The sequence below is a fragment of the Bosea sp. F3-2 genome (assembly GCF_008253865.1).
Taxonomy (GTDB): domain Bacteria; phylum Pseudomonadota; class Alphaproteobacteria; order Rhizobiales; family Beijerinckiaceae; genus Allobosea.
Window position 1 is genome coordinate 3043188 of sequence record NZ_CP042331.1, and the last position, 17542, is coordinate 3060729.

At 67.5% G+C, this 17542-nt stretch carries 18 protein-coding genes; 7 read left to right on the top strand and 11 right to left on the bottom strand.

Annotation, left to right across the window (positions count from 1 at the left end):
* Positions 1-2: 2 nt before the first annotated feature.
* Positions 3-968, bottom strand: coding sequence for an aliphatic sulfonate ABC transporter substrate-binding protein (locus FQV39_RS14095; RefSeq protein ID WP_149130869.1), 966 nt, complete (start codon positions 966-968; stop codon positions 3-5).
* A gap of 431 nt (positions 969-1399) precedes the next feature.
* On the opposite strand from FQV39_RS14095, the gene FQV39_RS14100 reads away from it, so the two are divergent.
* The 3 genes from FQV39_RS14100 to FQV39_RS14110 all read left to right on the top strand — a co-directional run bounded on the left by FQV39_RS14100 (position 1400) and on the right by FQV39_RS14110 (position 5501).
* On the top strand, positions 1400-4168 hold the full coding sequence (locus tag FQV39_RS14100) for a [protein-PII] uridylyltransferase (RefSeq protein ID WP_149133842.1): 2769 nt from the start codon (positions 1400-1402) through the stop codon (positions 4166-4168).
* Between the two features lie 114 nt (positions 4169-4282).
* Positions 4283-4882 (top strand): nucleotide exchange factor GrpE, encoded by a 600-nt coding sequence (gene grpE / locus FQV39_RS14105; protein WP_149130870.1) that lies wholly within the window; start codon positions 4283-4285, stop codon positions 4880-4882.
* 4 nt (positions 4883-4886) lie between these two features.
* Positions 4887-5501 (top strand): trimeric intracellular cation channel family protein, encoded by a 615-nt coding sequence (locus FQV39_RS14110; RefSeq protein ID WP_210251205.1) that lies wholly within the window; start codon positions 4887-4889, stop codon positions 5499-5501.
* A 218-nt stretch (positions 5502-5719) separates the two neighbouring features.
* Here FQV39_RS14110 and FQV39_RS14115 read toward each other — a convergent pair whose 3' ends face one another.
* The 3 genes from FQV39_RS14115 to FQV39_RS14125 all read right to left on the bottom strand — a co-directional run bounded on the left by FQV39_RS14115 (position 5720) and on the right by FQV39_RS14125 (position 8287).
* Positions 5720-6337: an alpha-ketoglutarate-dependent dioxygenase AlkB family protein gene (locus FQV39_RS14115; protein WP_149130871.1), complete on the bottom strand. Its 618-nt coding sequence runs from the start codon at positions 6335-6337 to the stop codon at positions 5720-5722.
* A gap of 2 nt (positions 6338-6339) precedes the next feature.
* On the bottom strand, positions 6340-7146 hold the full coding sequence (gene dapB, locus FQV39_RS14120; protein ID WP_149133843.1) for a 4-hydroxy-tetrahydrodipicolinate reductase: 807 nt from the start codon (positions 7144-7146) through the stop codon (positions 6340-6342).
* Between the two features lie 160 nt (positions 7147-7306).
* Complete coding sequence (locus tag FQV39_RS14125) at positions 7307-8287, bottom strand: Tim44 domain-containing protein (protein ID WP_149130872.1); 981 nt, start codon at positions 8285-8287, stop codon at positions 7307-7309.
* A gap of 194 nt (positions 8288-8481) precedes the next feature.
* Here FQV39_RS14125 and FQV39_RS14130 point away from each other — a divergent pair, with 194 nt between their 5' ends.
* Positions 8482-8781: a hypothetical protein gene (locus tag FQV39_RS14130; protein WP_149130873.1), complete on the top strand. Its 300-nt coding sequence runs from the start codon at positions 8482-8484 to the stop codon at positions 8779-8781.
* A gap of 601 nt (positions 8782-9382) precedes the next feature.
* Positions 9383-10540 (top strand): extensin-like domain-containing protein, encoded by a 1158-nt coding sequence (locus FQV39_RS14135; RefSeq protein WP_149130874.1) that lies wholly within the window; start codon positions 9383-9385, stop codon positions 10538-10540.
* Positions 10541-10762: 222 nt separating this feature from the next.
* On the opposite strand, the gene mepA is transcribed toward FQV39_RS14135, so the two are convergent.
* A complete protein-coding gene (gene mepA / locus FQV39_RS14140) occupies positions 10763-11701 on the bottom strand; it encodes a penicillin-insensitive murein endopeptidase (RefSeq protein ID WP_149130875.1) in 939 nt (312 codons plus the stop codon).
* A gap of 118 nt (positions 11702-11819) precedes the next feature.
* On the opposite strand from mepA, the gene FQV39_RS14145 reads away from it, so the two are divergent.
* Both FQV39_RS14145 and FQV39_RS14150 read left to right on the top strand, forming a co-directional pair.
* Positions 11820-12800, top strand: coding sequence for a Bug family tripartite tricarboxylate transporter substrate binding protein (locus FQV39_RS14145; protein ID WP_149130876.1), 981 nt, complete (start codon positions 11820-11822; stop codon positions 12798-12800).
* A gap of 92 nt (positions 12801-12892) precedes the next feature.
* A complete protein-coding gene (locus tag FQV39_RS14150) occupies positions 12893-13063 on the top strand; it encodes a DUF3309 family protein (protein ID WP_149130877.1) in 171 nt (56 codons plus the stop codon).
* A gap of 13 nt (positions 13064-13076) precedes the next feature.
* Here FQV39_RS14150 and FQV39_RS14155 read toward each other — a convergent pair whose 3' ends face one another.
* The 6 genes from FQV39_RS14155 to FQV39_RS14180 all read right to left on the bottom strand — a co-directional run bounded on the left by FQV39_RS14155 (position 13077) and on the right by FQV39_RS14180 (position 17383).
* A complete protein-coding gene (locus FQV39_RS14155; RefSeq protein WP_149130878.1) occupies positions 13077-13376 on the bottom strand; it encodes a hypothetical protein in 300 nt (99 codons plus the stop codon).
* Positions 13377-13424: 48 nt separating this feature from the next.
* On the bottom strand, positions 13425-14369 hold the full coding sequence (gene lhpI / locus FQV39_RS14160) for a bifunctional Delta(1)-pyrroline-2-carboxylate/Delta(1)-piperideine-2-carboxylate reductase (RefSeq protein WP_149130879.1): 945 nt from the start codon (positions 14367-14369) through the stop codon (positions 13425-13427).
* A complete protein-coding gene (locus FQV39_RS14165; RefSeq protein WP_149130880.1) occupies positions 14369-14707 on the bottom strand; it encodes a LapA family protein in 339 nt (112 codons plus the stop codon). Before FQV39_RS14165 ends, lhpI begins: the two co-directional genes overlap by 1 nt.
* Positions 14708-14736: 29 nt before the next feature.
* Positions 14737-15021 (bottom strand): integration host factor subunit beta, encoded by a 285-nt coding sequence (gene ihfB / locus FQV39_RS14170; RefSeq protein ID WP_149133844.1) that lies wholly within the window; start codon positions 15019-15021, stop codon positions 14737-14739.
* A 28-nt stretch (positions 15022-15049) separates the two neighbouring features.
* Positions 15050-16021: a signal peptide peptidase SppA gene (gene sppA / locus FQV39_RS14175; RefSeq protein ID WP_149130881.1), complete on the bottom strand. Its 972-nt coding sequence runs from the start codon at positions 16019-16021 to the stop codon at positions 15050-15052.
* Positions 16022-16093: 72 nt separating this feature from the next.
* Complete coding sequence (locus tag FQV39_RS14180) at positions 16094-17383, bottom strand: Hsp70 family protein (protein WP_187640286.1); 1290 nt, start codon at positions 17381-17383, stop codon at positions 16094-16096.
* Between the last annotated feature and the right edge of the window lie 159 nt (positions 17384-17542).

A 17542-nucleotide genomic window follows, 5' to 3' on the forward strand; every position in this document is an offset into this window, starting at 1 on the left:
CGTCAGTTGGTGGCGATGAAGCCGCGGTCGACCAGCGAATCCACCGCCGCCTTCACATCGGTCGCAGCCGGCAGCACGCCCGCCTCCTTCAGCGCGTTGCCGGCAGCGGTGATGCTGTCGATCTGTGCCTGGCCGATGGCGGAATGGGTGAGCTCGGTGCGGGTGAGCTGGCGTTCGATCACCGGCTCGGAGAGCTTGGTGTACTCGACCAGCACCTTCTTCAGCTCGGCCGGGTTGGCGAGCGCATAGGCCCTCGCCTGCTCATAGGCGGCGATCACCTTGCGCACCAGCGCCGGGTTCTCCCTGGCGAAGGCTTCCCGGACATTGAGGATGCCCCAGGTATTGTCCTCGGCCTTGCGGTAGAACAGCTTCGCGCCGCTCTCAACCTCGGCCGCCGCCATCAGCGGATCGAGCCCGGCCCAGGCCTCGACATCGCCGCGCTCCAGCGCGAGCCGGCCATCGGCGTGCTGGAGGAGGACGAGCTTGACGTCCTTCTCGGTCAGCTTGGCATCGGCGAGCGCGCGCACCAGGAAAATATGCGGATCCGTGCCGCGGGTGACGGCGACGCGCTTGCCCTTGAGATCGGCGGCCTTGGTGATATCGCTCTTGGCGCCGGTGACCAGCGCCGTCCATTCGGGGCGGGAGTAGACATAGACCGACTTGATCGGATTGCCGTTGATCTTGCCGATCAGCGCGGCGGCGCCGGCAGTCGAGCCGAAATCGATCGAGCCGGCGTTGAGGAATTCGAGCGCCTTGTTCGATCCGGCTGATAGCACCCAGCGGACCTTGATTCCGTCGGCATCGAGCGCTTTCTCCAGAACGCCGCGCTCCTTCAGCACCAGGCTGACGGGGTTATAGGTGGCATAGTCGAGCCGGATTTCCTTCGGCGCCTGCTGCGCGAAGGCGGGCGCGGCGAACGACGCCGCAGCGAAGGCGGCAAGGGCGAGGCGGCGGGTGATGCTGGTCATTGGACGATCCCTCTGTTCGACGACGCGAGGGATCGGGACGGGTGGCGTCCTTGGCCCCACGCTTTAGCTGCACTTATTTCGCGCCCGCAAGCTGGTGGCTCAAATCGGCGCGTATCCTCTTTTTAGGTCCAATCGTTCTGTATGTCAAACAACACGAGATTGAACGGCAATTCCATAATTACCGTACACTGACTGTTGAATTTAATTCTCTCGCCCCTTTCCACGCGTGCCAGAGCATTGTGCTTTGAGCTAGAATCCTGAGGCTCGGGCTGGCGCGGCGCAAACCCCTCCCCCTTGTGGGGAGGGGAAGAGCGCGCATCGCCAGCGTGGCGGTTCAACCTGAGAGCAGGATGCTCTAGAACAACAGCAGACGACGGAATCGTGCCCACGTGACAGCCTCCTCCACAGCGCCCGCGCTTGCCCTCCCCGACATGTTGCACGATCCGGAGGCGGGCATTGCGAGGCTGTTCGAGACTGTCCGACGGCAGAGCAAGACAGAGAAGCGGCAGCTGCTGGTGGCGGCGCTGCGGCAGCTGCTCGACGACGGCCGGGTCTCGGCCAAGGCGATCCTGACGGGCCCGCGCGGCGGGCTCGCCTGCGCGCACCGGCTCTCGGCCGTGATGGATGCCGTCGTCATCGGGCTGCACAAGGCCGCGACCTCGTATTTCTACCCGGCCGACAACCCCTCGCAATCGGAGCGGATCGCGGTCGTCGCCGTCGGCGGCTACGGCCGCGGCACGCTGGCGCCGGGCTCCGACGTCGATCTGCTATTCCTCTTCCCGCACAAGCAGACGGCCTGGGGCGAGAGCGTGGTCGAATCCATGCTCTATCCGCTCTGGGACCTGAAGCTGAAGGTCGGCCATTCCGTGCGCTCGATCGACGATTGCGTGCGCGAGGCGCGAGCGGACATGACGATCCGCACCGCCCTACTCGAAGCGCGCTTCCTGGTCGGCGACCGGGCGCTGTTCGACGAGATGACCCGCCGCTTCGAGGCCGAGGTGGTCGAAGGCACGGCTGCCGCCTTCACCGAGGCCAAGCTCGCCGAGCGCGAGACGCGGGTGCAACGGGCCGGCGCGTCGCGCTATCTCGTCGAGCCCAATGTCAAGGACGGCAAGGGCGGCTTACGCGACCTCAACACGCTGTTCTGGATCGCCAAATACTCCTACCGCGTCCATGACGTGCGCGAGCTGGTCGCAGCCGGTCTCTTCGACAAGGACGAGCTGCAGATGTTCCAGCGCTCGGAGGAATTCCTCTGGCGCGTCCGCTGCTGGCTGCATTTCATCACCGGGCGCGCCGAGGAGCGGCTCTCCTTCGACCTGCAGCGCCAGGTCGCCGCCGCGATCGGCTATGTCGGCCGCAGCGGCCAGGCCCCCGTCGAGCGCTTCATGAAGGCCTACTTCCTGATCGCCAAGGATGTCGGCGACCTCACGGCCATCGTCTGCGCCGCACTGGAAGCGCGCCAGCAGAAGCCGCGCGCGACGCTCTCCCGGCTTTTCGACACCCTGGCGAAGCGCAAGCGCGAACGCTCGCTCGGTCATCGCGACTTCAAGCTGACGAGCCAGCGCCTCAACATCGTCGACGACAGCGCCTTCGAGCGCGATCCGGTCAATCTGCTCAGGCTCTATGAGATCGCGAGCCGCGAGGATCTCGCCATCCACCCCGATGCGAGCCGTCTCGTAACGCAGTCGCTCAGGCTGGTGACGCCGGGCCTGCGCAACGATCCGGAAGCCAACCGCATCTTCCTCGAAATCCTCACCGCCCGGCGATCGCCGGAGGTGGTGCTGCGTCGCATGAACGAATCCGGCCTGCTCGGTCGCTTCATCCCGGATTTCGGCCGGGTCGTGGCGATGATGCAGTTCAACATGTACCATCACTACACGGTGGACGAGCATCTGATCCGGGCGATCGGCGTGCTGGCCGAAATCGATGCCGGCGTGCTCGAGGCGGAACACCCGCTCGCCAACGACATCATGCCGACCATCGCCAACCGGCGCGCGCTCTATGTCGCCCTGTTCCTGCACGACATCGCCAAGGGCCGGCCGGAGGACCACTCGCTCGCCGGCGCCCGCATCGCCCGCAAGCTCGGCCCGCGCTTCGGCCTGACCAGCGCGCAGACCGAGACCGTGGCCTGGCTGGTCGAGCACCATCTCGACATGTCGACCGTGGCGCAGAGCCGCGATCTCGGCGACCCCAAGACGATCGAGAGCTTCGCCGCGACGGTGCAGACGCTGGAGCGGCTGAAGCTGCTGCTCGTCCTCACCGTGGCCGACATCAAGGCGGTCGGGCCCGGCGTCTGGAACGGCTGGAAGGGCCAGCTGCTGCGCACGCTCTATTACGAGACCGAGCTCGTGCTGGCGGGCGGCCATTCGGCCGTCGAGCGCAAGGCGCGCGTCACCATGAAGCAGGACGCGCTACGCCAGCGCCTTGCGGATTGGAGCGGCGAGGAGCGCGACGCCTATATCGCGCGCCACTACCCGGCCTACTGGATCAAGGTCGATCCCGACCGGCAGGAGAAGCACGCCCGCTTCCTGCGCGAGGCCGAGCAGGCAGGGCGCACGACCGCAACCATCGTCGAGACGGACAAGTTCCGCGGGGTGACCGAGCTCACGGTGCTGGCGCCCGACCATCCGCGCCTGCTTGCCATCGTCACCGGGGCCTGCGCGGCGGCCGGCGGCAATATCGTCGACGCCCAGATCTTCACCACCAGCGACGGGCTGGTGCTCGACACGATCTCGGTTTCGCGTGCCTTCGACCGCGACGACGACGAGCTGCGCCGCGCCGAGCGGATCGCGGCCGCGATCGAGCGCGCGCTCAAGGGCGAGATCAAGATCGCCGATCTGGTGGCCCAGCGTCGTGCGCCGCCGCCGCGCGGCCAGACCTTCCAGGTGCAGCCCGAGGTCATCATCGACAATGTGCTCTCGACGCGCCACACCGTGCTCGAGGTCTCCGGCCTCGACCGGCCGGGTCTGCTCTACGACCTCACCACCGCGATCGGAAAGCTCAACCTCAATATCGCCTCGGCCCATATCGCGACCTTCGGGGAGAAGGCGGTCGACGTGTTCTACGTCACCGACCTGACCCATGCGAAGATCGTCTCGACCGGACGGCAGCTCTCCATCCGCAAGGCGCTGCTCGACGTCTTCAAGCTCGAGGCCGAGAAGCCGGCACCTGCCAAGGCGAAAGTACCAGCCCGCGCTTGATTTAACAGGCTATAAGGCCGATATCCGGCACGAACGCGGCTGCGCCCCGGTATGACCGGCCCCGGCTCTGCAAGGAGCGGCGCAGCCAGCCAGACAAAGGGACCTGAAGACACGATGACGCAGAACCCTGCGACGCAAGACGCCAATCTCGAAGCCGCGGCCGATGCACCCGAGCAGGCCGCGGCCACCGAGGGCACCGAAGCCCTGGTCACGAAGCTCCAGGCCGAGCGCGACGACCTCAAGGACAAGCTGCTGCGCACCCTCGCCGAGATGGAGAACCTGCGCCGCCGCACCGAGCGCGAGATCGCCGATGCCAAGGCCTATGCGGTGACGAGCTTCGCGCGCGACATGCTCGGCTCCTCGGACAATCTGCGGCGCGCGTTGGAAAGCGTGCCGGAGGGAGCCCTGAAGGCCGCCGACGCTGCCGCGAAGGCGCTGCAGGAAGGCGTCGAGCTGACCGAGCGCGAGCTGCTGAAGACGCTGGAACGTCACGGCGTACGCCGGATCGACCCGCAGGGCGAGAAGTTCGACCCGAACCTGCACCAGGCAATGTTCGAGGCGCCCGACGCCTCGATCGCCAAGGGGCTGGTCTCGAAGGTTGTTCAGGTCGGCTACAAGATCGGCGAGCGCGTCCTGCGCCCGGCGCTGGTCGGCGTCTCCGCCGGCGCGCCGAAGGCTGCGGAACCGCCGGCCGACGACGCGCCCAAGCACTGACGCCGTGTTCGAAGCAGCGGGCGTCGCCATCTTCGCGCTGACCGGCGCGATCGTCGCGGCCCGCAAGGGGATGGACCCTTTCGGCTTCATCCTGCTGGCGACCGTCACCGGGGTCGGCGGCGGCACGTTGCGCGACGTTCTGCTCGGGAACAGCGCCTTCTGGGTGAACGACCCGTCCGATGTCGCGGTCTGCGCGCTGGTGGCGCTCGGCGCCTGGGCGACGGCCTATTTCCGGCCCGGCCTCCTCGAAGGCTGGGCTGGCCGCAAGGTGCTGATCTGGGCCGACGCGGCCGGGCTCTCGCTTTTCGCCGTCATCGGCACGTTCAAGGGCCTTTCGGCCGGCGCGCCGGTCCTTTCCGCCGTGGCGCTCGGGGCCATGACCGCAAGTTTCGGCGGCATCCTGCGCGACATTCTGGCGGGCGACAGGCCGATGGTGCTCTGGAGCCGCGATTTCTATGTCACCGCGGCGACCGGCGGGGCGGCCGTCACCGCGCTGCTGGTCGGGCTCGGCCTGCCGACCGCGGTCGTCATGCTGGGCGGCCTGACCGCCGGCTTCGGCCTACGGGCCGGCTCGCTGCTGCGCGGCTGGGCATTCCCGAGCCTGCCCGGGAAGCTATAGCGCGTGCAGATTTTACACGGAATCACACCGTCATTCCGGGGCAGGCCGAAGGCCTGAGCCCGGAACCCAGAACCGATGCCTTCATGAATTTGACGGACGGCTCGACCGCGTTTTTTGTGGAAACGGCATCGATTCTGGGTTCCGGGCTCTTCGCTGACGCGAAGCCCCGGAATGACGCCGTGGTTCCGTCAAAACACGGCATGCTCCAGGGTCCGAACTCAGGGTTTCGTCACGCGCCTGAGCGTCAGATTGATCCGCCCGCCTTCCGGCAGCAGCGTCGAGGAGCCCGCGAGGATGCGGTCGATGCCGTGATAGGCCAACCGCGCCTCGCCGCCGAAGAGCAGCACGTCGCCGGAGGCGAGCTTCAGCGAGATGGTCTTGCCGCCGCGCTCCGTCCCGCCCATGCGGAAGATCGCCGCATCGCCGAGCGAGACCGAGAGGACCGGGGCATCGAACTCCTGCTCGTCGCGGTCCTGATGCAGCCCCATCTTCGCGCCACTGGCATAGAAGTTGACGAGGCAGGCCTCCGGCGGATGGGGATAGCCGGACAACTCATTCCAGAGATCGAGCAAGGGCGCCGGCATGATCGGCCAGGGCTCGCCCGTCTCCGGATGTTCCGGCTGATAGCGATAGCCGCGCTCGTCCGAGACCCAGCCGAGCGGGCCGCAATTGGTCATCCGCACCGAGAAGGGCTTGCCCGTCTTCGGCATGCGCGGCTGGAAGAACGGCGCCTTGCGGGCGACCGCGCGCAGCTCCGCCAGCAGCGCTGCCTGCTCCATCGGTGCCAACCGGCCCGGCCAGTGGACAACGCCCGGCGCGACAACGAGGCGGGTCATGGTCAGAGCGTGTCGAGGCCGAGCACATCGGCCATGGAATAGAGGCCAGCCCCCCGCCCCCTACCCCAGAGCGCAGCCTTGACCGCCCCCTGCGCGAACAGGCTGCGATCCTCGGCGACATGGGCAAGCTCGAGGCGCTCACCCGCGCCGGCGAAGATCACCTTGTGGTCGCCGACGACCGTGCCGCCGCGCAGGGCGGCAAAACCGATCGTGCCAGGCTCGCGCGCGCCGGTGATGCCGTCGCGCACGGCGACGCGATGCTGCGCCAGATCGACGGCGCGCCCCTGCGCCGCCGCCTCACCCAACAGCACGGCGGTGCCGGAGGGAGCATCGACCTTCATGCGATGATGCATTTCTACGATCTCGATGTCCCACTCCGTGCCCAGCGTCGCGGCAACCTTGCGCACCAACGCCGCCAGCAGGTTGACGCCGAGGCTCATATTGCCGGAGCGGATGATCGGGGTACGGCGGGCGGCCTCAGTCAGCCGGGCGAGATGCGCGGGCTCCAGCCCGGTCGTGCCGACGACATGCAGGATACCGGCCTCAGCGGCGAGATCGGCGAAAGCGATCGTCGCATCCGGCGCGGTGAAATCGAGCACGCCATCCGCTGCGGCGAAGGCGGCGGCTGCATCGCTCGTCACGGTGACGCCGAGCGACGGCACGCCGGCCAGCACACCTGCATCCGCGCCGATGACGGCGGAGCCCGGCCGCTCGATGGCCCCTACCAGCCGGCAGCCCTCTGCCTGATCGATGGCGCGGATCAGCATCCGGCCCATGCGCCCGGCGGCTCCGACGACGACAAGACGCATGTCACTCATGGAAGATGGGCTCCGGACTCGTTCTGCAGCAAAGGCACCATTGCTTGGCCACTATCGCAATAGGCGGGTTTCCGCCAGCAGCCACCCGAAAGCCGGGGAACGCAAAACGGCCGGGTTGCCCCGGCCGTTCTGTTCCTTGCGATATGGCGGGTCAGGCCGCCTGCTGGATGCCCGAGAGCTTCCAAGCGCCGCCGCGCTCGCGCAGGAAGGTCCAGTATTCCTTGACCTCCTGGGTCTGCGTCGGGTTGCCCTCGACGACCTGGCCGCTCTTGCGGTCGTAGAGCGCGTTGACCAGGCTGAAGCGCATCGCGACAGTGGCGTAGTCGCTGTCGCCCTCGCGCCAGGCCTGCGACAGGTCGCCCTGCAGCAGCTTGACGTCGGAGACGCGGTCGGCGACGCCGCGGCGGACGTTCGCCGTCAGATCCTCGTCGAAATAGCCGAACATCTCCGGGGTGGTGCGCTGGCGCAGGCCGGCCTCGTCCTCGTTCGAATACGCGGTATTGATCTCCCCGAGCAGGCGCTCGAAGCTGTTGAAGTCCTCGCCAGAGAGCTCGACCGGCTGGGGCTGCGCAGCGGCAGCAGCCGCGCCCCCGCCGAAGCCGCCCATGCCGGCTGCCGCGGGCTGCGGCGCGTCATAGCCCTGGCGGGCATAGGGCGCGCCCGCACCGGCGAGCTGCGGCTCGGAACGGCGGCGGAAGAAGCGGATGGCGAGCATCACGATGCCGGCGATCAGCGCGAGCTGCAGCACGAAGCCGAGCATACCGGCGAGCGAGGCCAGGCCGCCGAAGAAGCCCGAGCCGGAAAGCAGGCCGAACAGACCGGCGCCGAGCAGGCCCGCGCCGATGCCCATCATCATGTTGCGGGCGAAGGACGGACGAGCGGCCTGGGCCGCGGCGGCGCCCGCCGAGGGACCGGCATAGGACGGCGACGGCGAAGGCGTCGTGCGCTGGAAGGTCTGGGCGCCACCCGGCGTGGTGTTGGTCGCAGGCGGCGCGCTGTTGGTGAACGATCCGCGGCTGCCCGAGCTGCGGCCGCCGCCCGGACGGGCTTCGGCGACGAGCGGCACGAGCATCAGGGCCCCGACGACCAGGGCGACGGCACGTCCACGACGGGCGAGCGAAATCAGAGACATTGTTCCTCCCGGAGCCCACCATGGGCCCACAGGCGCCGAATATGGAGAGCGATCGCATTCCACGCAAGGCCCCTTCCGGCTAACAGACTGAAATCTCTTACTCTTTCAAATCAGTGCATAATTATTCGTCGCGATCGGGCGAGCGTGGTAAACTCCTGAGCCGCCTCGCCATGCGAGGCGCATGGAGAGAGCCCATGACCGGATCCGGACCAAGGCCTCACCGACACAGGGCGTTGAGCTGGCTGCTCGCGCTCGCCGTGCTGCTGCTCATCAGCGAAGCCGCCGCCGCTGGCGAGCCGGCCATCGCGCTTGACCCGCCGCGTCTCGCCCAGGCACCGGAACCGCTCTGCTTCTGCTGGAACGACGGCCGCAAGATCGCGGAAGGATCGAACTCCTGCATCCGGACAACTCAGGGCCGCCGGCTGGCGACCTGCGGACGGGTCGTGAACATGATGTCCTGGCAGATCACCGAAACACCCTGCCCCGAAAGCTGAGGCGCAGCGAGCGACACTCCGCATCGAAACAGAAGCTGCATCGAAACAAAAGCGCCGCCGGGATTTCCCGGCGGCGCTGCAATTCATGGCTCTTGTGGTCCTAGCGACTTCGAGACTGACCCCGTCAGAACGCTCCCAGAACGATCGCCATCATGAACACGAAGGCCGCACCCATGATCCATCGGTCGAGACGTAGCGTGACACTCATCACACCCTCCTCCTGTCATTGACCTGTCGCGAAAGCTAGCAGAACTGACGGGGGCCGCAAGGGGGCGAGACCGTGGCGGCGCGGCGGCGCAGGCTAGATCATCCTTAAAAGTTGCTTAAAGCATTGATTAGATTTGGGGATATCTCGAAAGACAAAACGCCACGGAGCCGTCTCCTCACACCCCTCGCCTTGTCGGCGCCACGTTTCTCACCGGGCTTCGCCGGCTGATCTTCACTGCGACTGAGAGCTCCTGTCAGGTCGCGCTCGGGACCTGCGGTTAACGCGCGTCCGACCCGGATTAAGGGCCGGTTCACCACCCCGTCAAAGTTAATCCGGCTGTGGCGGCCGGGGCGCAGTCGGTTGAGAAACCGTTCACCAAACGCTTCGCATTTGATGGGTATGCGACGCGCAAAACTCGCCCTCATCGCACTTGGTCTGGTCGGCGTTGCCGGCCTGGCCGGCTGCGGCAAGTTCCAGAAGCCCCAGCGCGCTCCCTGGCGCGACCAGGCGGAAGCAACCTGCATGGCCTCCGGCCAGGTGCAGCTCTCAAGCTATGTCAGCCTGCGCGGCAAGGCGATCGACGGCCCCGGAATCTGCGGCATGCAGCAGCCGCTGAAGGTCACGGCCCTGCAGAGCGGCAGCGTCAGCCTGACGAGCCCGGCCCTGCTCGCCTGCCCGGTCGTGGCGACCACCGACCAATGGTTCGCGGAGGTCGTGCAGCCCGCCGCGATGAACATTCTCGGCGCGCAGGTGATCGAGATCCGCGCCGGTTCCTATTCCTGCCGCGCGATGAACAACGGCACCTATACGACGCGCACCTCGGAGCACGCCTATGGCAATGCCGTCGACGTCTTCTCCTTCCGGCTGAATGATAACCGCGTCGTCACGGTCAAGGACGGCTGGCGCGGCTCGCCCGAGGAACAGAACTTCCTGCGCGAGATCTTCGTCGGCGCCTGCACCTATTTCGGCACTGTGCTCGGCCCGGGTGCCGATCCGATGCACTACGACCACCTCCACATCGACCTAGCCCGCCATGCCAAGGGCCGGCATATCTGCAAGCCGATCATCAAATACACGCCGAACTACAACCTGCCGCCACCGGACCCGGCCCGGCCCTATTCCTCGGCGCAGAATGCACCGGCGTCTCCGCGCGGCAGCGCGCCAGCCGCCACGGCCTATGCCGGCGGACCTCTGCTGCGCCAGCCGAGCGATGGCCTGCGCCCGCCCGGCGCGGTGCAGGGCGGCTATCCGGTCGCCAACTACGGGCGGGGCCAGGATCACAGCCTCGACGCGCAGCAGCGCTTCCTGGAGCAGTATGACGCGCGCCAGCGGCAGGGGCGCCCAGGCTTCCAGCCGCAGCCCTTGCCAAGCGAAGCGCGCGGGCCGCTCGCCCTGCCCGGCGCCGTCGAGCCCTCGGAGGAGGAGGCCGTCCTCGGCGATGGCGGCGGCTCCGGCGTCGTCGACCAGCAGGGCTCCGAAGAGGCGCTGCCGATCAGCCCCGAGCACGACCCCTTCGCCTATAGCTCGGGGCGCGTGCAGCGGAGGCGCTAGGCGGTGTAGACAACTGTCGAGACATCCGCCGGAACCGCCGCAGTCATTCCGGGGCTTCGCGTCAGCGAAGAGCCCGGAACCCATGAACACGAGATCAGGCGAGAAGACTCGTCGGATCGGCGCCTTCTCGGTGGGCTGTCGTGTTCATGGATTCCGGGCTCGGGCCTGCGGCCCGCCCCGGAATGACGGCCTGGTTCCGTGTAAAATCCTGCCTGCTCACATCTACCGCGCCACCAGCACCTGCCGGCATTCCGGCGGCAGGGCATCGAGCGACATCGGCGGCTTGGGCTTGGGCTTCGGACCCGGCTTGGGCTCGGGCGGATGGAAGATCGCCTGATACTGGCGCTCGACCCAGCCGCTCAGCTCCGAACCGCAGCCATCGCCGAAATTCGGCGGCTCCTGGCCCTGGCAGCTCGCCATGCCGGCCGGGCAGGCCATGCGGATGTGGAAGTGATAGTTGTGGCCCCAGATCGGCCGCACCTTCTCCAGCCAGCTCTTGTCCGCGCCCGCTTCGCGGCAAAGCGCGACCTTGAGCGCCGGATTGACGAAGATGCGCTCGACGCGGGGTTCGGCGGCGACGGCCTTGATCAGCCGGGTATGGGCCGGGGTCCAGTTGCGCGGATCGACGTCGCGCCAGTCGGCTCGGGCCATGTTGACCGCCGACATGTTCTCGCGCTCCTCACGGTCGAGCCGGCCCTTCGGCATCGGCGTCAGCCAGACATCGGCATCGAGCCCGATCTGGTGCGAGGCGTGGCCGGTGACCATCGGGCCGCCGCGTGGCTGCGACATGTCGCCGACGAGAAGGCCCGGCCAGCCGGTGATGCGCGGCACATCGCGGGCGAGCTTCTCCAGATAGTCGATCAGGACCGGATGGCCCCAGTTGCGGTTGCGGTTGAGCCGCATCACCTGCCAGCTCGGCCCGTCGATCGGCAGCGCCTCGGCGCCGGCAAGGCAGCCGCGTGCGTAATTGCCGATGGCGCGCGCCTGCATGCTCGCCGGCGTCGTCTTCTGGCCGAAGAGCGCGCGGGCGGCGTCAGGATAGGCAGCGATGTTGGCAGCCCGCGTCTTCGCCTCCTGCTCGGCGGTCGACTGTGCGAGGCCGGCGGTTGGCAGCAGGGCCAGCGATGCGAGAAGGGCGGCGATTCGGGAGGTGTTGCGCATGGCGGCAGAATCGTCGCGCGCCTTCATGGCGGTCAAGCGCGATGACTGGACAAGCGGCGCGGCGAATTGCAGCCTTGCGGACAGGCGACGCAGCGCGCCCTCTTAGGGAGGATCATCGATGACGGTTCAGATCGACCGCCGGGCGCTTCTCGCCGGCACGGGAGCGCTGCTTGCGGCGCCCACCACCGGCCTCGGCCAGCAACCTTGGCCGCAAGGGCGGGTGATCAAGCTCGTCGTCCCCTTCCCGCCGGCCGGTGCGACGGACGTGCTCGGCCGCCTCGTCGCCGACAAGCTCGGCCAGGCCTGGGGCACCAACGTCGTCGTCGAGAACCGTGCCGGAGCCGGCGGCAATATCGGCACGGACGCCGTCGCCAAGGCCGAACCCAATGGCGACACCTTCCTGATCGTCTCTGTCGGCCTGGCGACCAACCAGTATCTCTACGCCAAGCTGAACTACGACCCGGTCAAGGATCTCGCGCCGATCACCATGGTCGCGATGGTGCCGAACCTGCTCGTCGTCTCCAACCAGCTGCCGGTGAAGGATGTCGCGGAGCTCGTCGCCTATGCCAAGGCCAATCCGGGCAAGCTGACCTATGGCTCCTCCGGCATCGGCACCTCCGTGCACCTCTCGGGCGAGCTCTTCCAGAAGCTTACAGGCACCAAGATGGTGCATGTGCCCTATCGCGGCACGGCCCAGGCAGCGCAGGATCTGATGACCGGGCGCATCGACCTGATCTTCGACAATATTCCGCAGGCGCTGCCGCATGTCCGGGCGGGCACGATCCGTGGGCTCGGCATCACCACGGCCAAGCGTGCGCCGACTGCACCCGAGTTTCCACCGATCGCCGAGACAGTGCCCGGCTTCGACGTCTCCTCCTGGTTCGCGCTGTTCGCTCCGGCCAAGACGCCGCCGGCGATCATCGCGAAGATCCAGGCCGACACCAAGGCCGCCATCGCCGACCCGGCCGTCAGGTCGAAGATGGACCTGCTCGCCGCCGAACCCGCCGGCTGGAGCCAGGCGGAAACGGCCAGCTTCCTGCAATCCGAGATGAAGAAATGGGGCGACCTGATCCGGGATGCCGGCATCAAGGCCGAATAGTCCCCAGGGTCCCTCCTCGGAACCAACCGTTTCCGGCCGGCGTTTCCCGCTAGACCGCGCCCTGCAAGGACGCCGATTTACGGGAGATTGCCATGTCCACCGTCCTGATCGTCCTGCTCATCATCCTGCTGCTTGGCGGTGGCGGGTATTACGGCCACCGCACCTACGGGCCAGCCGGCCTCGGCGGCGTGCTCGGCCTCGTGCTGGTCATCGTGCTGATCCTGTGGCTGCTCGGCGCCATTGGCGGCGCGCCGGTCGCCTGACGCCGCCCCGCGGCTATTGCGGGGGCTGCTCTTGCGCCTTGCTCGCGGCGATGATCTTGGTGCAGATCGCCAGGAACAGCGCCGTGGGCCCGCTCTGACCATGAATCCACCAGAGATTCAGCCCCAGCAGGCAGAGGAAGGCGAGCACAACCGCCGTCAGATCTCCGATGGCGACGCCATAGAAGCCGAACAGGGCAACCGGCGCGAAATAGGGCAGATAGCTCAGCAGCGTCGGCAGAAAGCCCGGCTTCATTCCGGCGACGCGCGCGACATAGCCGCGCTCCTCATCGGTCAACTCGATCGACACGGCCATGACAGGCTCTCCAGACTTTCTCCGCCTGCGGCCGCGGCGAACCGGCGCCTACCGGTTCTCCCAGACCGCGACGGCCGCGGCCAGGTCCTCGAGCGCGACGCCCACCGACTTGAACAGCGTGATGCCGCCGCCCTCGATCTGGCCGGCGATCCTGCCATGGCAGAGATCGGCGAGGGTGCCGGCAATCTTGTCGGCGCTGTAGCTGCCCTCCGCGATCGCGACGGCGACATCGCCACCCTCGTCGATCGCCTTGCTGGAATCGACCACGACACGGGCGCGGTGCAGCGCATCCGCATCGGCCTCGCGCATCTGCATGGTGAAGCCGCCGATCAGGTCGAGATGCGCCTCGCGCTTCAGCCAATGGCCGTGGATCAGCGGCTCGGTCGCATTGGTGGCGCAGGAGATGATGTCGGCAGTGCGCGCCTCGCCTTCGAGATCGGCAGTGGCGCGGGCCTCGATGCCGTCCTTCGCCAGTTCGGCGACGACAGCCTCGGCGGCTTCCAGACGGCGGGCCCAGATCGCGATCTCGGTCAGCGGCCGGACCGAGCGGTGCGCCTTGATGATGAAAGGGGAAAGCGCGCCGGCCCCGACCATCAGCATGCGGCTGGCTTCCGGATTGGACATGTAGCGCGAAGCCAGGGCCGAGGCCGCGGCGGTGCGCCAGGTCGTCAGGCGGTTGCCATCCATCACCGCGAGCGGCGCGCCGGTTTCGCCATCCATCAGCAGATAGGCGCCCATGACGCCGGGCAGGTTGCGGCGCCCGTTGCCGAAGAAGACCGAGACGATCTTCGTGCCGATATAGGGCTTGTCGACGTCCGGTCCGCTCCAGGCCGGCATGGTCAGCAGGATGGCGTTTTCCTCGCCCGGGCGTTCGATCGCGTACTGGCCACGCTTGGGGGCGATGACGTCGCTGCGGAAGGCGTCGTCGAGAATATTGATCAGGGCAGGATAGCTCAGGGCCGCGTCGATCTCGGCCACATCGAAAAGGCGCATCAATTACGTCCGCTGGTCAGAGCCGGCAGGGCAGAATCAGGAACGGCGGAGCGCAGGGCCTGCGTCTCGGAGCGCAGAACCTCGACCTCGCGACGGTTGCGGCGCGCGGCCTTGCGATGCTTGCCCTGGGCGATCCAGGACGCCAGGCCGCCAACGAGGACACCGACGGCGATCGCCGCCAGCACCACCGCGAAGAGCGGCAGCTCATAGGAGAGCGTCGGCAGGTCGCGGCTGAAAGGATCGAGCGAAACCCGCACCGGCGCGCGGTTCGCCACCGAAAACAGCACGATCAGCAGCGCGACCGGAACCAGCACCAATGCCTTCAGAAAGGCCTTCATCGCGTTCTCCGTGCCTGCAGGAACGGCCTCTAAGACTTGCCGTTGAGGCGCAGCCGCAGCTCCTTGCCCGTCTTGAAGACGGGGACGAACTTCTCCTCGACCTCCACCGCATCACCTGTGCGGGGGTTGCGGCCGACGCGGGCGGAGCGCGCCTTGCGCGAAAAAGCGCCGAAGCCACGCAGCTCCACCCTGTCGCCGCGAGCGAGCGCCTTCACGACCTCGTCCAGGATGGCCGAGACGATGTTCTCGATGTCGCGCTGATAGAGGTGGGTGTTCTGATCAGCGATCCGCTGAACGAGTTCGGACTTAATCATCGCCGGAGTATAACCATTTGTATCAACATCATTTTTCAGCGGCAGGCTGCCAGAGCGCCAAGGGCGCGTCAAGCCGCAAGCCGACCGGCTGGTCCGCTGCCCGTGCGATCGTCGCGGCCAGGGCCTCCAGCCCCGCGCCACGCGCCATCGCCTCGGCCAGGCTCCAGAGGCCAAAGGAGGAGGATTCGCTGCGGCGACGCCAGTCGCGCACCTTGAGATCCTTGGCAACGCCCTTCTCGCGCTCAAGCCAGGCGATGGCCTCGGTCTCGCCGCCGATCTGGTCGACCAGCTTCAGCCCCAGCGCCTGGCGACCGGAATGGACCCGCCCGTCCGAGACGGTCGCCAGCTCGCCGTCGGCGAGGTGGCGGCGGTCGCGCACCATCTGCTTGAACCAGGCGTAATTGTCGTCGACGACGCGCTGGAGCGCCTCGCGCGCCTCTGGAGAGGTCGGCTCGAAGCCGCTCGGCGCGGCCTTGAGCGGGCTCGACTTGATCGATTCGACCTTGACGCCGACCGTATCGAGCAGATGCGAGACATTGGGGAACTGGAAGAGCACGCCGATCGAGCCGACGAGCGAGGTCTGCCGTGCGACAATGCGATCCGCGCCCATGGCGGCGATGTAACCGCCGGAGGCAGCGACGCCGTCGACCACGCTGACCATCGGCTTCTTGGCCGCGAGCTTGCGTAGCGCCGTATGGAGCGCCTCCGAACCCGAAGTGGTGCCGCCAGGGCTGTCGACCCTGAGCACGACGGCCGAAACGGCACTGCTGTCCTCGACCGACTTGATCAGGTCGAGCGTGCGGCGATCGCCGGAGATGAAGCCGGAGACGGTGACGCGCGCGATATGCGCGCTCGACAGGCTCACCGAGCTATCGCCTTTCCAGGCGAGGCCGCCGACCACCGCGGCGACGACCACACCGAGCACGGCAAGCACACGCCAGAGCGTCAGCTTGCGCCGCAGGCTGCGGCGATCTGCGAGCAAGTCGGCATCGGACGACATTGGGTACTCCTGACGTCAGCGGGTCCGTGATGTAGACCCGCCATGTCGGGCGGGCAAGGCACGAGCTCGCCTTCAGGCCGCGACCGAGACGCGCGCCCGGTCGAGCGCGAGCAGCGCGAGGCCACTCGCGACCGAGCGGAAGGCATCGCCGATATGCACCTTCCCGGCACCGAAACGCCTGTCGAACAGGCTACGCACCGCCGGAACATAGGAGGTTCCGCCGGTCATGAAGACCGCCTCGATGCGATCACCGCCGAGACCGGCCTCCGCCAGGGCCCGGTCGAGTGCGGCTTCGATCGCGCCGACATCCTCGGCGATCCAGCGCTCGAAATCGGTCCGGCGGATCGATTTCTCGATGACGACGCCCATCTGGCTGAATTTGAGCGTCGCGGTCTCGCTATCCGAGAGCGCGACCTTGGCGGCCGAAACAGCGCGATAGAGCTCATAGCCGAGGTCGTATTCGATCACCGTCAGCAGGTCTTCGAGCTTGGCCGGCTCGACCGCCTCGCGGATCAGGGCGTTGAGCTCGGCCATGGTCTCGCGGCTCTTCATCAGCGAGAGCTTGTGCCATTGCGCGAAGGCGGCGTGGTAATGCGCCGGGACCGGCAGGAGCTTGCCGAAGGAGCGGTAATCCGTGCCCTTGCCGAGCGCCGGCGAGACGGCGTGCTCGATGATGCGGTAGTCGAAGGTATCGCCGGCGACGCCGACACCGGCATGGGAGAGCGGGACGGCGTCAAGCCGGCCATGCGCGCCGGGCTCGAAGCGCATCACCGAAAAGTCGCTGGTGCCGCCGCCGAAGTCGGCGACCAGCATGGTCTGCGGCTCCTTCAGGTCGCGCGCATACCAGTAGGCGGCGCCGAGCGGCTCATAGGCGAAGTCGACTTGGCTCATCCCGGCCTTGCCGTAGGAGGCCTTCAGGCGGCCAACCGCGAGCTCCTCGTCCGGCCGTTCGCCAGCGAAGACGACCGGGCGGCCGGAAACCAGCGGCAGTGCGTCATGGCCTGCAACACCGGTCGTGAGGTCCGTGAGGAAGACACCGATCAGATCCTCAAGCCCGAAGAGCTTGCCGAACAGCCGGGTCTCCTGGAAGGCGCGACTGGAGAGATGGGTCTTGAGCGACTGCAGGAAGCGGTGCTCGGTCGTCATGCCCAGCGCCATGTCGAGGGCGTCGGGACCGCTGACATGGGTGATGCGGGTCTCGGGCGGGCGCCCCTCGCGCCAGAACATCAGCGCCGAGCGATAGGCATCGACCGCACCCTGCTTGGTGGCGAAGGAGCGTGTCATGACCGAGCCATCCGCTCCCGCCAGCGCGACGACGCTGTTGGTGGTGCCGAAGTCGATGCCGATGGCGGCGGGGGTCATGGCGGGGCTCCTCATTGTTGTGGAAACGCCACCGTCATTCCGGGGCTTCGCGAAGCGAAGAGCCCGGAACCCATGGACACAGGTCGAGATGAGAAAGCGGCAACGCTGCCGCCTTCTCGACAAGCACGGAGTTCATGGGTTCCGGGCCCGCGGCTTCGC

What these genes read in the sequence shown, in the direction of transcription:
- mepA (WP_149130875.1), bottom strand. Translation starts at nt 11,701, where the DNA reads ATGCGCAACACCTCCCGAATCGCCGCCCTTCTCGCATCGCTGGCCCTG.
- FQV39_RS14135 (WP_149130874.1), top strand. Translation starts at nt 9,383, where the DNA reads ATGGGTATGCGACGCGCAAAACTCGCCCTCATCGCACTTGGTCTGGTC.
- FQV39_RS14145 (WP_149130876.1), top strand. Translation starts at nt 11,820, where the DNA reads ATGACGGTTCAGATCGACCGCCGGGCGCTTCTCGCCGGCACGGGAGCG.
- FQV39_RS14115 (WP_149130871.1), bottom strand. Translation starts at nt 6,337, where the DNA reads ATGACCCGCCTCGTTGTCGCGCCGGGCGTTGTCCACTGGCCGGGCCGG.
- FQV39_RS14100 (WP_149133842.1), top strand. Translation starts at nt 1,400, where the DNA reads ATGTTGCACGATCCGGAGGCGGGCATTGCGAGGCTGTTCGAGACTGTC.
- ihfB (WP_149133844.1), bottom strand. Translation starts at nt 15,021, where the DNA reads ATGATTAAGTCCGAACTCGTTCAGCGGATCGCTGATCAGAACACCCAC.
- dapB (WP_149133843.1), bottom strand. Translation starts at nt 7,146, where the DNA reads ATGCGTCTTGTCGTCGTCGGAGCCGCCGGGCGCATGGGCCGGATGCTG.
- FQV39_RS14165 (WP_149130880.1), bottom strand. Translation starts at nt 14,707, where the DNA reads ATGAAGGCCTTTCTGAAGGCATTGGTGCTGGTTCCGGTCGCGCTGCTG.
- FQV39_RS14130 (WP_149130873.1), top strand. Translation starts at nt 8,482, where the DNA reads ATGACCGGATCCGGACCAAGGCCTCACCGACACAGGGCGTTGAGCTGG.
- grpE (WP_149130870.1), top strand. Translation starts at nt 4,283, where the DNA reads ATGACGCAGAACCCTGCGACGCAAGACGCCAATCTCGAAGCCGCGGCC.
- FQV39_RS14180 (WP_187640286.1), bottom strand. Translation starts at nt 17,383, where the DNA reads ATGACCCCCGCCGCCATCGGCATCGACTTCGGCACCACCAACAGCGTC.
- FQV39_RS14155 (WP_149130878.1), bottom strand. Translation starts at nt 13,376, where the DNA reads ATGGCCGTGTCGATCGAGTTGACCGATGAGGAGCGCGGCTATGTCGCG.
- FQV39_RS14150 (WP_149130877.1), top strand. Translation starts at nt 12,893, where the DNA reads ATGTCCACCGTCCTGATCGTCCTGCTCATCATCCTGCTGCTTGGCGGT.
- sppA (WP_149130881.1), bottom strand. Translation starts at nt 16,021, where the DNA reads ATGTCGTCCGATGCCGACTTGCTCGCAGATCGCCGCAGCCTGCGGCGC.
- FQV39_RS14095 (WP_149130869.1), bottom strand. Translation starts at nt 968, where the DNA reads ATGACCAGCATCACCCGCCGCCTCGCCCTTGCCGCCTTCGCTGCGGCG.
- FQV39_RS14125 (WP_149130872.1), bottom strand. Translation starts at nt 8,287, where the DNA reads ATGTCTCTGATTTCGCTCGCCCGTCGTGGACGTGCCGTCGCCCTGGTC.
- lhpI (WP_149130879.1), bottom strand. Translation starts at nt 14,369, where the DNA reads ATGCGCCTTTTCGATGTGGCCGAGATCGACGCGGCCCTGAGCTATCCT.